Annotated in this window: 15 protein-coding genes; 5 read left to right on the plus strand and 10 right to left on the minus strand. The window is 35.6% G+C overall.

The annotated features are described in order from the left end of the window. Window positions 1-304: 304 nt before the first annotated feature. Window positions 305-829 (minus strand): hypothetical protein, encoded by a 525-nt coding sequence (locus tag LF887_RS15265; protein WP_236855106.1) that lies wholly within the window; start codon window positions 827-829, stop codon window positions 305-307. 632 nt (window positions 830-1,461) lie between these two features. On the opposite strand from LF887_RS15265, the gene LF887_RS15270 reads away from it, so the two are divergent. The 5 genes from LF887_RS15270 (at window position 1,462) to LF887_RS15290 (ending at window position 4,091) form a co-directional block, all read left to right on the plus strand. Continuing rightward, window positions 1,462-1,797, plus strand: coding sequence for a hypothetical protein (locus LF887_RS15270; protein ID WP_236855107.1), 336 nt, complete (start codon window positions 1,462-1,464; stop codon window positions 1,795-1,797). A gap of 140 nt (window positions 1,798-1,937) precedes the next feature. Continuing rightward, the gene (locus tag LF887_RS15275) at window positions 1,938-2,171 is read left to right on the plus strand and encodes a helix-turn-helix domain-containing protein (protein ID WP_236855108.1); all 234 of its coding nucleotides are present in this window, start codon (window positions 1,938-1,940) and stop codon (window positions 2,169-2,171) included. 149 nt (window positions 2,172-2,320) lie between these two features. Continuing rightward, window positions 2,321-2,539, plus strand: a complete 219-nt coding sequence (locus LF887_RS15280; protein ID WP_236855109.1) for an ArsR family transcriptional regulator — start codon at window positions 2,321-2,323, stop codon at window positions 2,537-2,539. A gap of 431 nt (window positions 2,540-2,970) precedes the next feature. Then, window positions 2,971-3,174 (plus strand): bacteriocin-like protein, encoded by a 204-nt coding sequence (locus LF887_RS15285; protein ID WP_236855110.1) that lies wholly within the window; start codon window positions 2,971-2,973, stop codon window positions 3,172-3,174. Between the two features lie 68 nt (window positions 3,175-3,242). Continuing rightward, a complete protein-coding gene (locus LF887_RS15290; RefSeq protein ID WP_236855111.1) occupies window positions 3,243-4,091 on the plus strand; it encodes a GLPGLI family protein in 849 nt (282 codons plus the stop codon). A gap of 116 nt (window positions 4,092-4,207) precedes the next feature. On the opposite strand, the gene LF887_RS15295 is transcribed toward LF887_RS15290, so the two are convergent. From LF887_RS15295 to LF887_RS15335, 9 genes are all read right to left on the minus strand, one after another. After that, complete coding sequence (locus LF887_RS15295; protein ID WP_236855112.1) at window positions 4,208-4,618, minus strand: 5-fold beta-flower protein; 411 nt, start codon at window positions 4,616-4,618, stop codon at window positions 4,208-4,210. Between the two features lie 298 nt (window positions 4,619-4,916). Next, entirely contained in the window at window positions 4,917-7,679 is a 2,763-nt protein-coding gene (locus LF887_RS15300; RefSeq protein ID WP_236855113.1) for a T9SS type A sorting domain-containing protein, read from the minus strand. Between the two features lie 23 nt (window positions 7,680-7,702). Next, entirely contained in the window at window positions 7,703-7,906 is a 204-nt protein-coding gene (locus LF887_RS15305) for a hypothetical protein (RefSeq protein ID WP_236855114.1), read from the minus strand. A gap of 756 nt (window positions 7,907-8,662) precedes the next feature. Next, window positions 8,663-9,103, minus strand: a complete 441-nt coding sequence (locus tag LF887_RS15310; protein ID WP_236855115.1) for a lysozyme — start codon at window positions 9,101-9,103, stop codon at window positions 8,663-8,665. Then, window positions 9,100-9,669, minus strand: a complete 570-nt coding sequence (locus tag LF887_RS15315; protein WP_236855116.1) for a hypothetical protein — start codon at window positions 9,667-9,669, stop codon at window positions 9,100-9,102. The genes LF887_RS15310 and LF887_RS15315 overlap by 4 nt, the downstream gene beginning before the upstream one ends. Window positions 9,670-9,714: 45 nt before the next feature. Beyond that, window positions 9,715-11,031: an ATP-binding protein gene (locus tag LF887_RS15320; protein ID WP_236855117.1), complete on the minus strand. Its 1,317-nt coding sequence runs from the start codon at window positions 11,029-11,031 to the stop codon at window positions 9,715-9,717. Between the two features lie 963 nt (window positions 11,032-11,994). Then, entirely contained in the window at window positions 11,995-12,735 is a 741-nt protein-coding gene (locus LF887_RS15325; protein WP_236855118.1) for a hypothetical protein, read from the minus strand. A 719-nt stretch (window positions 12,736-13,454) separates the two neighbouring features. After that, the gene (locus tag LF887_RS15330; RefSeq protein ID WP_236855119.1) at window positions 13,455-14,312 is read right to left on the minus strand and encodes a hypothetical protein; all 858 of its coding nucleotides are present in this window, start codon (window positions 14,310-14,312) and stop codon (window positions 13,455-13,457) included. 141 nt (window positions 14,313-14,453) lie between these two features. Beyond that, window positions 14,454-15,311, minus strand: coding sequence for a hypothetical protein (locus tag LF887_RS15335; RefSeq protein ID WP_236855120.1), 858 nt, complete (start codon window positions 15,309-15,311; stop codon window positions 14,454-14,456). Window positions 15,312-15,739: the final 428 nt, after the last annotated feature.

Here is a 15,739-nt window from a genome sequence, read left to right on the forward strand (position 1 = left end):
GACTTCATTTTGCTTAGCTATCTCATTTTTATGGCTGATGTAACCTTCTTTACCCATTTCTGAAGTACCTGCAACCCCTTATATAAGTATCTTTACCCCTTTAGGTAAAGGGACATCCCCCCTTTGGAAGTACCTATACCCCCTTATACAAGTACCTGTACCCCCTTGGGTAAGGGGCTATACCCCCCTTCGGAAGTACCTAAAGGCCGTTCACCAAGTACCTCGAGGCTCTTTCACCAAGCCTACAGGCCTCTGGAAGGCCATGTACCCTTTTTAAGCCTCCATTCGGCAGCAGAACATCTATCTATCTCTTCCCTCTTCTTTCAAGAATGAGGTGCGCAGCATCCAGCATTTTCGTCAGATGAATGTACGGACTGACGATATTACTTTCCGGTATATTGCCGTAGGCTCCCAGTGAAAAGTAGACCATGCCGGATATAAAATAGTCAAACTCTTTGATGCTGTATTCTTCAAATGCTTTTTTGAAGACCCGTAAAGGATTTCGGTATTCTTTCTCAGAAAGCAGGCCGGGAAGCCAGGGAGAAACATTTTCTAAGGGAGTGTTGGCATACCTTTTCTTTTTCTTCAGCGTAATAAGATAGCCAGCACGGATAAACGACTGCATCGACTGGCGAAAGTGAAAAATAGCAGAGGGATCTCCTTTTAGCCACGTATTTCCTTTTACTGCACAGTTTGTAATGTTGTTCAGCTTTTCTTTAGAGGCAGCCAGCTCATTGAACTTAAAAAAATTCTCCATAAGCTCTACACCGGAATCTTTTTTAGGATCTTCCAAAAAATGGGCTTCAAAGTCTGTTCTTCTATTTTTCATGCGGTTGTTTTTTGTAATTAAATAATTATTTATTTTCATCATTCATTGTTTGTAGTCATTGAACACAGCTCTTCCTGTACCATGAACATTTCATGATATCAGCAGCTGAACTTTTGTTTAATACTGTTTGTTTTCTGTTACACGTTTTACCGGTTGTAAAATGGGAGGAAGCCCTGTCAATGCCGGACTTCCCACCCATACAAGACAAAAAATAAAAACTTATGATAAAATTTGTGTTTTTCAGAAAGCCCGAAGGCCGCAACGGATTGTACACCCCCATTGTAACGCACATGATACTCTATGTTGTAAAGCGGGCTTAGAAAATGAGAATTGTAGAAAAGCAGAACGGCATGAAAATAAAAACGGCATGGGACTCTACAATATCCGACTTGAGGTACTGGTATACCTTGCAACAGATAAGAGAACCCACGCCTAGGTCGTGAGCTTCCTGCTTATCCTCTCGTTGCTTTTAAATTACCAGTTTTCAAGTCGAGACTCTAAGCAATAGCTTCTATATTTCTTTGAAGTATCGCAAAGCTACATTAATTTTTAATGTAACATTTTGCTAATATACAAATTTATTTACACATGTGTAATTGTTGCAATGCTTTTTTATTAGTCCTTTTGTTTTCATGAAAAAACAAATTAAAATAAGTGAATTAACAGAAGCTATATCAACGGTTATAAAAGATCTTTACAAAGAAAGAGGGACTGCCGTGTTAGATGAAAATAATCAGTATTTTAATGAGATAGGCAAAAATTTAGGATTAGAAAGGTACACCTCCACCGATCATAATGTGACTTGTAGTAAACTATTTGCCATATGCGACTTTTTTGAAATTTCAATGTCTGAATTTTTCATAAAGGTTGAAGAGAAAAATAAATTACTCAAATTCGATAAAAAAAGACAAGGCTCATTAGTGCTAAAAGCCTATGAGGACGCTGAAAAAAATAATAACAAATCCTAACGTTTCGTTAGGATTTTCTTGTTCTTTGAAGTATCGCAAAGCTACATTTATTGTAGCTTATTTTACAAATGTAGTAAAAACATTTCAATTACGGTCGATCGACCGTAATTTTTTATTTATTAATTATTTCATTTGTTTATATGACAGATATAAACGAAAAAATTTGTTCGTTCATTACAAAAAATTGGTTAATACCTTGGCTTAAAGAAGGTAAGTCACAAACTTCTTTTGCGAAAAACCATGGTATAGAAGAAAGTACTATTAGAAAAATTAAAAGCGGAGAATCTTACAGAATACCTGTTGAAACACTTTTTAAAATGTGTGAAACAAGAAAGATTAGTTTATCTGATTTCTTTACACTTATAAATGAATAAATCCTGACGTGAGTCGGGATTTATTTATGATCAAATTGTTCAGGCTTACCCTTATATTATTTAAAAAATATCCCGAACTTTATGGTAAATTAAGCTTTATGACCCATAGTGCATAATTATTAAAAATTCTATACATATCAAATATTACCATGAAACAAAATACAGATAAAAAACCAGCCAAAACCTGCTATAATCATCTTGGCGGGAAACTGGGAATGCTCCTTCTGGAAGAGTTTATTAATAAAGGATGGATTGCAAAAGAACATGCCACCGACAAGTATTTTTATATTACCGATGAGGGTACAAAGGGATTTACAAAACTCGGGATTGATCTTTCACAAATAAAATCAGAAGATCTCCAAAAGTAATCTAAACGAAGGTATACTGCGCTACCCATTTACGACTAAAAAAGGCCCGGATTATAAAATCCAGACCTTACTTTTTCATTGATCCACTGAACGGGATCATTTATTTTTCGCAGTGATGATCATCACTCTAACTTAAAAAAGAAATACTCTACTGTAGCCATTCTCTCCGAAGTTTTCTGACTTTGACCATATAAAAAGGAGATTATTTTTATTTTACTGGCTCAAAGTGAGAAAATTTCACATACTTAATGTTCATTATTTATCAATTAATGCAGGAAAATAATCTACATTTTTAAATTATTATTTAAATAAATTAACGAGTTTATTATCATTCAATAAATTGATATTCAAATAATTAAAACCAAAAATCTCTCTCCATCGTATGATTTATATACTTATATTTAGTACTTAATTTTAAATATTTTAATACAATGAAGAATTTAAAAAAATTATCTCGTAATTATCTTAAAGATGTAAAAGGAGGACAAGCTTGGTTTGCTGATACATCTTGTGGTGTACAAGCTACAACGACTCAGAATTGGACTGCAGCAGAAGCTGATGCATGGCGTGAGAGGCTTGAAGCAAATTACTGCGCAACGCCTACTCATAGTGGTCCTGGCAATAATCTAGCGTAATGTAAATTTTTGCACTTATAGTGAAACGATTCCAATATAAGTGCAATTTTATAATGAAAATATCTCTTATGCATTATTATAAAAAGCTACTTCAACTATTCATCTTATTTTATAGTGTTTTATCTTATGCTCAATCATACAAACAGGATACTTTGCGTGGCGAGTTTACTTATCAGCTAAAAGCTAAATTTGATACACGAACAGAGAATAGATACGAAGAACTATTTTCATTACAAATAGGAGATAATCGTTCATTTTTTGCTAGTACCATATCGCTTAAAGGTGATTCAGTAATGACAAATTCTGGAACAACAACAAATAATCCTGATGGAAGTATAACTCTTGGTTGGAAAAAAGGAGTAGTAATTCCAAAAACAAATTTATCATTTACCATTATACAATCCAATGAAAATGTCCAATACTTTAGATGGGTTGGCATGTCATTACTCACCTATAAAGAACCAGTAATAAAGAATTGGAAACTTGTAGATGAAACAAAAATAATTAATACAATTAGTTGTAAAAAAGCAGAAGCTACCTTTAAAGGAAGAAATTGGATTGCATGGTATTCTCCTGAAATTCCGCTACCCTATGGTCCATATAAATTTAGTGGATTACCAGGATTAATAATTAAGATATCAGATGATAAAGGAGATTATAGCTTTGAGCTTGTAAAATCTGTATCTGATTCTAAATTGAAAGGAAAACTAATTAACATTAAGAAAAGCAGATTTACCGGAGCAATAGAAACAACACAACCGAAACTTAAACAGGCATTAAGAAATGCAGATGCCAATGCAGCTGCTGTACTTGCAAGTTATGGAACCACAATCATAAAAGGGCAGGAAATGGTAAGACAAAGAGAAAAAGAAAGAGAAGAAAACCTAAAATATGAAAATCCATTAGAATTAGAATAAAAGAACATGGTCCCGTAAAGCATGTATAAGCTAAAAAACAAAGGCTCAGATTATAAAAATCCAAGCCTTATTTTTTTGATCCATTCAACGGGATCATTTCTTTTTCGCAGTGCTGATTAATCTACTTTGAAGAAGAAATACGCTACAGCCGCCCACTCTTTTTTAATGCCCCTTGCATAGCCAATAGTACTGTGGCTGCTGTTTTCTACCGTTCCATCGTCTTTGATATAACCCATGGTGGAATGACTGCTATTTTCTACAGTACCGTCACTTTTGACATAGCCTACGGTAGAACGGCTTTTGTTTTCTATAGTCCCATCGCTTTTGATGTACCCGATGGTGGAGTGGCTTTTATTTTCGATTGTTCCATCTGACTTGATATACCCCACAGTGGAATGGCTGCTGTTTTCAATGGTTCCGTCAGATTTGATATAGCCTTTTGTGCTGTGGCTTCCCGACTCTATCGTTTGTGCACTTGCTATAGAAAGGCCGAAGAGAAGAAAGGAAATAATTCCTATTTTTTTCATGATTTTAAAATTTTAATAAGGTTATTGTTTTTGATTTCTTAAAGATATTAAACTTGTTTACACTTTTACAAATTTCGCATTCTTTAGTTACAAAGAAATTCATGTAACCTGATATTTTAAGCCTCTTTTATCTGATCTGTTTTTAAAGAATAGTGCCACTTATCAATAAGTGACACTACTTTTAAACATAAATGTAATAAATATTTAATTTTTTCAAAAGAAATATCCGCGTAAATTCTCTTTTAAAAACTCAGGTTATCAGGATTTTAAATCTCAATAAGCCAGTTTTTAAAATTATTTATCGCTTGATCACTTTTACTGTTTTTACAAAGCCATCAGCTCCATTTACTTTCACCTGATAAACCCCTGATAAAAGAACAGAAACATCAAGTGTTCCTTTAGTATCATTGATCGTTTTCGTAAGTACCGGTTTCCCTGCGGTATTGAAAACCGTTACCGAAAGAATCTTTTGGTCATACGAGATCGTCAGGATATCCTGTACAGGATTTGGATAAACTTTCAGCTGATCTGCCTTCGCTGAAATTTCATTAGCCGTTTTTGCTGAACCTCCATTAAAAACTACAATCGCTGCAGGGCAGGCAACAGGCGTGAAAATTTTCCTTTGAATATTGGTCCCATCTCCTATCGTTCCCCAGGTATTCTGACCACTGATGGCTAAAAATCCATTAGCATTTACAGCCAGTGTATTATTTCCCCCTGCTGCAATATTCTCCCAATTGGAAGCTGTCCCAATACGCATCGGTGCAGATCTGTGTGTCTCTGTACCATCACCTAATTGGCCCAAACCATTATGTCCCCATGTCCAGAGACTTCCATCTGTTTTAGTGGCAATAACAGAACCATTAAAGTTGGTGTTAATACTTCTCCAATTTGCATCTGTTCCCACCTGTGTTGGGATATTCCTTGAACCTGTACTTCCGTCACCTAACTGGCCCCATTTATTATCTCCCCATGTCCAAAGCGTTCCGTCTGTTTTAATGGCTATCGAGTGGCTTCCTCCTTCATCAATATCTTTCCAATTCGTTGCTGTACCTATTTGAACAGGAAAAGTGCTTGCTGCAGAAATACCATTACCTAACTGTCCTTTGGAATTATCTCCCCAGGCCCATAGCGTTCCATCTGTTTTTATGGCGAGCGTATGATTTCCTTTGGATGTGGCAGCGAGCCAGTCTGCTGCTGTTCCTATTTGCACCGGTAAGGTTTTATTGACCGTTGTACTATCTCCTAATTGTCCTTTGGAATTACCTCCCCAACTCCACAGTGTTCCATTTGATTTTATAGCTACTGTATGGCTATATCCAGCGACAACACTTACCCAGTCTGTTGCTGTTCCTACCTGTGTTGGCGTATTTCTCTTGGTTGTAGTTCCATCCCCTAACTGTCCCCAGGAATTATTCCCCCAGGTCCAAAGTGTTCCATCTGCTTTGATTCCTGCGGAATAAGAAGTTCCAGCAGCTATTTTCGTCCAGTTATTTGCAGTTCCAACTGGTGTTGGCTTATTTTTATCAATATTGGTTCCATCTCCCAGCTGTCCGTCAAAATTATCGCCCCAGGCCCATAGTGTTCCATCTGCTTTGAGCCCTATCGCATGAGAATTCCCAGCTTTAGCACTTTGCCAGCATCCGGTTTCAGTTGTAGGAAGTGTGGTAAAAGAACCTCCTGCTATCCAATCTACCCAGCTGAAGCCGCAATCAGGTGCCACCCACCAGTAATAAGTGGTATCAGGTAATAAATTAGTCAAATTGACTGTTGTAGAGGGAGTAGCTCCATTATTTCCTCCAATAGCAGGATTGGTGCTGTAAAGATACAGATATCCATTACTGGGAGCCTGAGTGGCTGCGGTCCAGTTAATAGTAGCCTTTGAAGAAGTAATATTGGTTGCTGCCAATTGTGTGGGAGGAATGCAAACCCCCGGACAATCAATAGAAATAAATGTATTTTTATCATTGTTGACGGTATTGGTAGTAGAAGTTCCGTCACCCAGCTGTCCGTAATTATTTACTCCACAAACCTTTAAAGAACCGTCAATAGTTTTTACAAGCACATGATTTTTTCCGGCAAAAATCTGTAAGTTGTCCGTAGAAGAGCCTACCTGTACTGGTGATGCTCCACCATTGGCTGATCCACTGGTACCATTACCCAAATGTCCGTAATAATTATACCCCCATGACCAAAGTGTTCCATCTGCTCTCGTTGCAAATGTAGCCCCATTTCTGGCAGATGCATTGAGCCAGTTGGTTGCCGTTCCTATTTGGGCAGGAATATTGCTGCTGACCGTCGTTCCATTTCCTAATTGTCCATAAACATTCGAGCCCCATGTCCATAGCGTACCATCTGTTTTGACCGCTACCGAATAACCATCAGAAGCATCAACACTTTTCCAGTTGATATCGGTTCCTATTTGGGTCGGGATCATTTTTATAATTTTGGTTCCATCTCCTAACCGCCCGTCAAAATTAGTTCCCCAGGCCCATAATGTCCCATCTGTTTTGATTCCTGCAGAATAGTTATTGCCAGCATCAACACTTTTCCAATCCGTAGCGGTTCCGATTTGCGTTGGGGTCTTTTTTGTAATTTTAGTTCCGTCACCTAATTGGCCATCACTATTATTCCCCCAAGCCCATAATGTTCCATCTGTTTTGAGTCCTGCCACATGATTTTCTCCTATGCTGACACTCTGCCAGTTGTTGGCTGTCCCCACCTGTATTGGAATTCTTTTTGAAACAGTAGTTCCGTCACCTAACTGTCCATAATCATTATCTCCCCATGCCCACAGTGTTCCATCTGTTTTGATAGCAAAAGTCTGGTCATTGCCGGCAATAACAATTTTCCAATCTCTTAATATTCCTATTCGGGTCGGGACCTTTTTGCCGTTGACGTTTAGGTCGGCCAGTTGCCCGGAGAAATTAACTCCCCAGCCCCACAATGAGCCGTCTGTTTTTATTCCTACTGAATGGTCATTACCTGCACCAAGACTTTGCCAGCATTGGGCAAAGGAATGCAAACTGATGAATACAAATAATAAAAGTATTTTTCTCATATTTTAGATTTTGTCATATTTTCCTACTCATATAGCTTTTCGGTTCCGCTTCCTTTGAATGGTTTCTGAACTCCATGAAAAAGTGATCTCTGAGAGAAGACTTTTTGCCAACTAAAACCTGTTCTTGCAAAAACAAGAATTTTAATCGGTGAATCAACGTTGATTTTGATAATGTTTTGATTGATCAGATAGTGCAGTACTACAACTGATACAACAGCAGACTTCATCCAACTTCCCTAAGAGCATTTCTGTTTTCCAAATCGATAACGGAATATCCGTTGTACCTTATTATCGGGTAATTTGAGGAAACAATCAAATTAACCATATTGATTAAATACGATTGGTAGCTCTGAAAAAATTTTGAAGACTTACTATTGTTCTATATTGTTTGAAACAATCAGTTGTGATAAACTAGTAAAATAAATACAGTGTAGCTGTGTACATTTTCATGGTTTAATTAATTTTCAAGATTAGTTTATTAGTTTTTTTGTAACAATATCATCAATGATGGTATTATTTTCTCAATTGCAAAAGTAAATTTTTCCAGATATCTATCAAATAGTTGTTGAAAAATAATGCTGATTTTATTTTTTATGTACATTTTTTATTTTAAAATGCCATACTGAGAATATTTTTTGTAGCACAACGAGGATTTGACCCCTTTAGTATTTTTATATCTATATCGTACTGAATATTTTTTCGGAAAAGGGAAGATTTGTATTATAACAGAAAAGTAAAAAACCTCCCTTATATAAGGAGGTTTTTTGTTTTTTTAGAAATGATAAATTTGAAAGATCACTCTCAAATATAAATAGTTCTATATCAGCACCTTACAGTAGCTATAATACGATGTGAAACTATCTTTAATTATTATCACAACAAAAGAATATGATTTAATTTAAAAGGAAAGAGTTCGATAGAATCCCGAACTCTTTATGATCAAAAGTTGTTTAAACTTTGTAGACTGTTTACAGTCGCATTGTTTACTTCGAAAAGAACAGATCAGCTTCTGCTTTTCTTCTGCGGATCAAACCGTTTAAAACTTTTCCTCCGGCAGTAATATATTTGGTGGTGAACCAGTTTCTGATTTCGGACTCTCCTGCTTTTTTATTGACTAAAGAAAATAGCGTATCAGATCCTCCGGTATTGTAAGTATGTGATACAAGGGCATCATATTGATTTTGGGTAAGGACCACTTTCACTTTATTGCTGACAATTTTTTCGTAAGTTGGTAAAACAGTCGAAAATAATTCTGTCGCTTTTTCTCTTGTGATTGCGGGATCTTTCATGGTGACCTTCTTTCCTCCCGGATAGTAGGTATTACCATAACCTATCGTTGGAATTCCTGCTGAATCCAGATAAGGACTAGAGCTGAAGCCTTCAAATGATACAATCAGATTGATTCCTTTTTGTGATGTTTTCATTTCTTAAAATATTTATAGGTGAAAAAGATGAGTATTAAGGTGATTCCAAGAATGGTAATGAAGATCCAGGCTGCGATATCAAATCCATTAAGTTTTATTTTTTTGGTTTCTTCAGAGACTTTTGAAGTCACTTCTTTGGTAGTTTCTTTTGAAGCTGTTGTCTGGGTTATATCCTGAATAGCATAGACAGCTTCGCTCTTTTTAATCTCAGATTTTTGACTACCAGCCTTTGTATAATGATTACTGATGGTATATTCTGCGTTTCCCATTATAGAAATGCTTTGAATAGTATCGCTTCCCACAACATTATGGAATACAAAGGGATTGGAGGTATCAGATTTCCCTTTGATCAGCAGGTCTCCGGATATTTTATTGTTCTCTTCCCTCAACGTAGCACCTGTAGATTCGCTTTGAATTGATTGTAAGGTCTGTAAGACTGAAGAATCAACTTTCACTTTTTCTGTTGCTTTTGTATTTTCTTTATATGTGGTTGTAATTTTGTGTTTGCTTCGGCAGCCCAACAAGAGGCCGCAGAATATGATCAATAGCAGAACCTTTGCTTTCATTAGTTTTTGTTTTTAAAATTGAATGCGTTTACCTGTGTGATTTTTTTATGAAAAGATCTTTTCTTCTTTTACATATTCTTTTTTGATCCCGTCTAATAACATCTCTATGCTTACTTTGTAACCTGGTTCATTCAACGCAATTGTTTTTAAACTTACATCCTGTATTACGTTCATAATATTAGAACCTGTGAGCTCGTATCGTTTGGCGATTTCTTCCAGATCAATGTCTTCAAGGTCTAATTGTTCGGGTAAATTCTGCTGCCAGATACGCAGACGCTCTTCATGCTTTGGATTATTGAATTGTATGCAGCTATGAAAGCGTCGCGTAAAGGCTTTATCCATATTATTTTTAAAGTTGGATGCCAAAATGATAAGTCCTGAGAATGTTTCTATCTTTTGTAACAAATAAGAAACTTCCTGATTGGCATATTTGTCATGGGCATCTCTTACTGAGGTTCGTTTTCCGAAAATAGCGTCTGCCTCATCAAAAAATAAAATCCAGTTTTTATTTTCTGCTTTGTCAAATAACTTAGCCAACTGCTTTTCTGTTTCTCCGATATATTTTGAGACCAGCATAGAAACATCGACTCTAAAGACCGGACGTTTGGTGTATTTCCCCAAGAGGCTGGCGGCAAGAGTTTTTCCGGTTCCCGGCTCTCCATAAAACAACACCCGGAAGCCCGGCTTAAGTTTTTTCTGCATGTCCCAGTCTTCCATAAGTATCCGGCTGCTGTTGTACCAGGCCTCAATGCTTTGAAGTTCATCTAATGTGGCGGGCGGGAGTATCAGATCTGTCCATGACCGGCGCGTATGTAGTTGCTCTGCCGGAAAGTCATTACTCATTTTTGGCAATAGTTCTGTTCCAAACATCAGAGTATTAAAAGCTTCATAATGAATATTTATCTGGCTATTCAGTGAGGTATGCTCATGTGCTGAGCCTGAAAAGACAATAAGCTCTTCTTTAATCAAAACTGAATTTGAGCCGAAATAATCCATTACTTTCAATCGCTCTGAAATGCTGTCTCCACCCAAAATATACTGAACAGCCTGAACTGTTGGATAAAAGAGCCTGCCGTTATCATTGGTTGAACAGAAGTCAAACAGGACACTACCTGGAAACTCTAAATAAATGCGTTTCAGCAATGACGGATCCAATCTTGGTAGTAAAGCCATTAAAAGAATAACAACTTCCTGATGGGCAAGCTCTTTCCCTGAAATATAGTCTCCTAATTGAAAACCTTCATGGTCACTAGTTTTAAATTCAGGTGCTCCAACATTAAAATGTTCTGAAGAATTGTTTATACGCCATGTAATAACCTCTTCTAAATGCGTAAATAATTTTTGTATTTGTTTTGCCTCCATTGGTTTTTTAGTCTTTTTTATTTTTGAAAAACACCTGTTATTTTACCAGTAAAAAGTAATAAACCTCAAACGAAAAGCAGCTCACATTGGAGGGTCTCACCAGAACTGCCGAAGCTGTTCTTACAGAGAGGTTCTCACTCACTGGATTTCCTACTTTTTAAAGAATCAATCTACGCTTGAAAGAAAATAACAGTGGTGATAAACGGTTATTCCACTTTCCGGAGGAGATTCTAATGTCTAAACATCAGAAAATTCCAATATTCCAAGCGCAAAAGGCGTCCCCTTAATGAGTATCTTACTCGATTGAGGTAATTTTTATGGGTGTAAATAAGGTATACTCCATCTTTAGGATGTTTCCACTTTATTGTGTGTGTCTTTAATAAACCTCAAACGAAAAGCAGCTCACATTGGAGAGTCTCACCAGAACTGCCGAGGCTGTTCTTACAGAGAGGTTCTCACTCACTGGATTTCCTACTTTTTAAAGAATCAATCTACGCTTGAAAGAAAATAACAGTGCTCATAAACTATTATTCCACTTCCCGGAGGAGATTCTAATGTCTAAACATCAGAAAATTCCAATATTCCAAGCGCAAAAGGCGTCCCCTTAATGAGTATCTTACTCGATTGAGGTAATTTTTATGGGTGTAAATAAGGTGTACTCCATCTTTAGGATGTTTCCACTTTATTGTGTGTGTCTTTAATAAACCTCAAACGAAAAGCAGCTCACATTGGAGAGTCTCACCAGAACCGCCGAAGCTGTTCTTACAGAGAGGTTCTCACTCACTGGATTTCCTACTTTTTAAAGAATCAATCTACGCTTGAAAGAAAATAACAGTTCTGATAAACGGTTATTCCACTTCCCGGAGGAGATTCTAATGTTTATACATCAGAAAATTCCAATATTCCAAGCGCAAAAGGCGTCCCCTTAATGAGTATCTTACTCGATTGAGGTAATTTTTATTATTAATCAATAATATAATTGATAAAATCATTCTCGTCCCGTCCCAAAATAATTTTTATAACAACGGGATGCGACTTATATTTTGTTCCGTTCACATCAATTTCCAAAAACATCTGAATAAGTGAATATGGTTTTCTATGATGAACGGTATGTCTAAATGAACCAGGTCTGTTAAATGTTCCTGACGGATAAAATTCTTTATAATCCTTACCAGGTCTGAAATAGTTAATAGGATTAATGTCCAGAACCATTTCATTAGATGTTACAGGATATTCGGACTGTCTCCCCAAAGCTTCCGCATCTGATGGAAGTTCCTTGTAAAAACCTGCTTTTTTCAAATACCCGCTTTTGAGTTTTTTCTTTTGTTTATAACGTTTTATGATGATCTTAGGCTGGTATTTATCGATATCTAATTCGTTTGACAATTTTATATTTAAATATTTATAAGCTATGTATCGACTTAAAACATGGTTGTATTGATCAAACTTTTGCGGGTCTTTTACATCATTATCTTCGATGTTTATATGCCCTACACTTGTTTTACCTTTTTCCTGAGCTACATAGAAATGATAGTATTTTGTCTTAAACTTTCCGGAGGGTTTTACATCAAGACCAAAATTAAACTCATTCAAATGGACATAATTATCTATGAATTGGCCAAATTGACTTTGCGTGGGATATTTACCTGTCTCAAAGTAGGTTTTCAGCTCTTCTCTTTGGGTTAGTTTATTGTTTTCTTCCATGGTTATTTTAATGTTCTTTATTGCTTATATCCTTAATATAATTGTTTTCTGGATTTACTTATTGTTTACGATTTAAAGTTCAAAATTCATCCTTTTTTTATTCCTGGGAAAGTTTTTCAGCGTATCTATTCTGTAGTTGCAGTAAGCTGTTATTTTCTGAAATTCTAATGATGAAGTGCGTTATTTGAAAGTCCAAAATTGATCTTTTTTTTCTTCTTATAAAAGTTTCCCGGCCTATCTATTCTGTAGTTGCAGCAGCTGTTATTTTCTGAAATTCTAATAATGAAGTGCGTTATTTGAAGGTCCAAAATTGATCTTTTTTTTCTTCTTATAAAAGTTTCCCGACCTATCTATTCTGTAGTTGCAGTAGCTATTATTTTCTGAAATTCTAATAATGAAGTGCGTTATTTGAAAGTTCAAAATTGATCTTTTTTTCTTCTTATAAAAGTTTTCCGGCCTATCTATTCTGTAGCTGCAGTAAGCCTATTTTTCTACTCATAAACAAAGATTTCAATTATTCCGGATGTTCTTTCCCTATCAAAAGGAAAACAAATTTAAACAACGGCAAATGTATTCAGGTACACAATATAATTGCCCAACGTTGCAGGTATTGCGTCTATAAGGCATGTTTTTTTAAGAAGAAAAATAATACATTTAAGTTTTGTATGAAATGTATTAAAGATGCCGGCTCACTTAGCTATTTGCTGCTTTGTAATTTCTTATTCGGCCATATAATTACATTCGACTCTTAAATTTCTTATTTGGCTTGCCAACCCGCCACCCGAAACATTCATATTATTCTGTCCTGATGCCAGATAGGCTGTCATTAAAAGATCGTCGTTATCTGCGTTATACACTTTACATTCAATGGATTTATTACTGTTCCGAAGGTCCGCTTTGTAGCTAAAAGCCAGAAAATCTGATGCATCATAATGATCAGTCACTATATCTTCAGCAGTGTAGCCATAGCTCCAAATCCCTCCAGACGGTATATATTGAATAGATTCTCCTGTTTTATTGAGAAACTTAATCTTTGTATTGATAATGTTCATGGTTATTCCATAATCAAGCTTACTGATTTCTACGTAAAATACTTTATCTTCAAATATTCCAAAGTTAAACCCATCAGAAATGGCAGGCAGATTACTCCCAAAGAGCCTGGAGATCCAATAGTTTGAATTTATCTGGTAACGCAAATAATAGTATTGCGTGCCTGTTAATGCTTTTGCTGAAAATTCCTTTGCTGTAATGCTATAGGGTCCTTTACCCAAAAGATATTGTTTTGTCGGATCGCCGTTGGTTATTTTACCCAACTGTATTATCTGATCTTCTTCATCCTGTGAACTTATAACAATGGGACAATTTTCATTTTCAGAGGTATAGTTTGCAAAACTAATGTATGGGCTATTAATAGACGACAATCTATTGGCAAGGATAATCACTTCTCTATCAGTCAGTAAATCCTGCTTATGTTTTAAAGAGTCTATCAAATCCGAAAACTGGCTTTGGGTGGGCTGTTTCCCTTTTTCAAAATAAGTTTTTAGCTTTTCTCTTGTGGTTAATTTATTTTCTTCCATAATATTTTACTTTTTATGACTGCTTATATCTTGTTTTTTGGGATTCAATTAATGCTTACTTTTTAAAGTTCAAAATTCATTTTTTTATTTCTAAGAAAGTTTTTCAGCCTATCTGTTCTGTAGTTTCAGCAGCTTATTTTTTTAGCTTTCAATTTGAGAATAGCTGCATTCGATTCTTATATTTCTGACTGCTATGACCTGACCACCGTTCAAAGAATTTTGGTTTTTCCCTGCAGGTAAGTAGCCTGTCGTCAACAGGGTATTGTTATCAGCATTATAAACCTCACATTTTATGGACTGATTAATTTTTGTAAGGTCCGCATTATAATAAAGAGAGAAATAATCTCCGAAATCATAATGATCAGTAATGGTATCTTCTGCTATATATTGGCTACTCCACCCTGGAGCTTCAATTCTATACCGGATAGGTACTTCAGTTTTATTAACGAATGTAACCCCTGTATTCAAAATGTTTATTTTCTTTCCATAATCTCCCTTTGAAAGTTGTATGGGTAATCCAATACTATCAAGCTTTCCAAAGTCAAACCCAACAGGAAGGGTTTTCAAATTATTTCCGAACAATCTGTTAATAGAATAGCTCTGATTTAATTGATAAGTCAAACCATAATATTCAGTTTCTCCTAAATCACCCTCTAAGATTTCTTTTACTTTAATTGTGTAAGGTGCATTGCCGATTAAATATTGTTTATCTAAAAAACTTTTGAAATCCGCTGATGAAATCACCTGGTCAGGTTCATCATTCGTGCTTACCACTATTGAAAATTTTAAGTTCCCGATACTGTTTAATAAAAAACTAACAAATATATTATCAATAGACGTTAAACTATTGGCAAGGATTGCCAGTTCTCTTCTGGTATAGACATCTTCTCTAAGCCTTAGAGAATCTATCAAATCGGCAAACTGACTTTGTGTTGGGTATTTGCCTTTTTCAAAGTAAGTTTTTAATTGGTCTCTGAGTGTTGGTTTATTTTCTTTCATAATATTTTACTATTCTTTACTGCTATTTTATAAGCACAATTACTTTTTGGATCCTATTACTGTTAATGATTTAAAGTTCAGAATTCATCCTTTTTGTATTCCTGTTAAAGTTTTTTGGTTTTGAAATGCTATGGTTACAGCATTCTTTATTTTTCAGGATCGGATGATTTATTATTTAATTTCGAAATTCAAAATTCCTCTTTTTTTTCCTCCCGGGAAAGTTTTTCGACCCAGGTGTTCTGTAGTTGCAGTAATATCTAGTAACAATTATGCATAACTGTATTTTGCGGGTCAGATTATTTTTGTGCGATAAATTGGGATAAATGTGTCGAAAATTAAAAGTCAACCAATAGGTGTTTTATCATTAAAAAAGGCTCAGATTATACAATCCGAGCCTTGCTTTATTAAGATATATATCTGACAAGAGC

Source organism: Chryseobacterium sp. MEBOG06 (assembly GCF_021869765.1).
Taxonomy (GTDB): domain Bacteria; phylum Bacteroidota; class Bacteroidia; order Flavobacteriales; family Weeksellaceae; genus Chryseobacterium.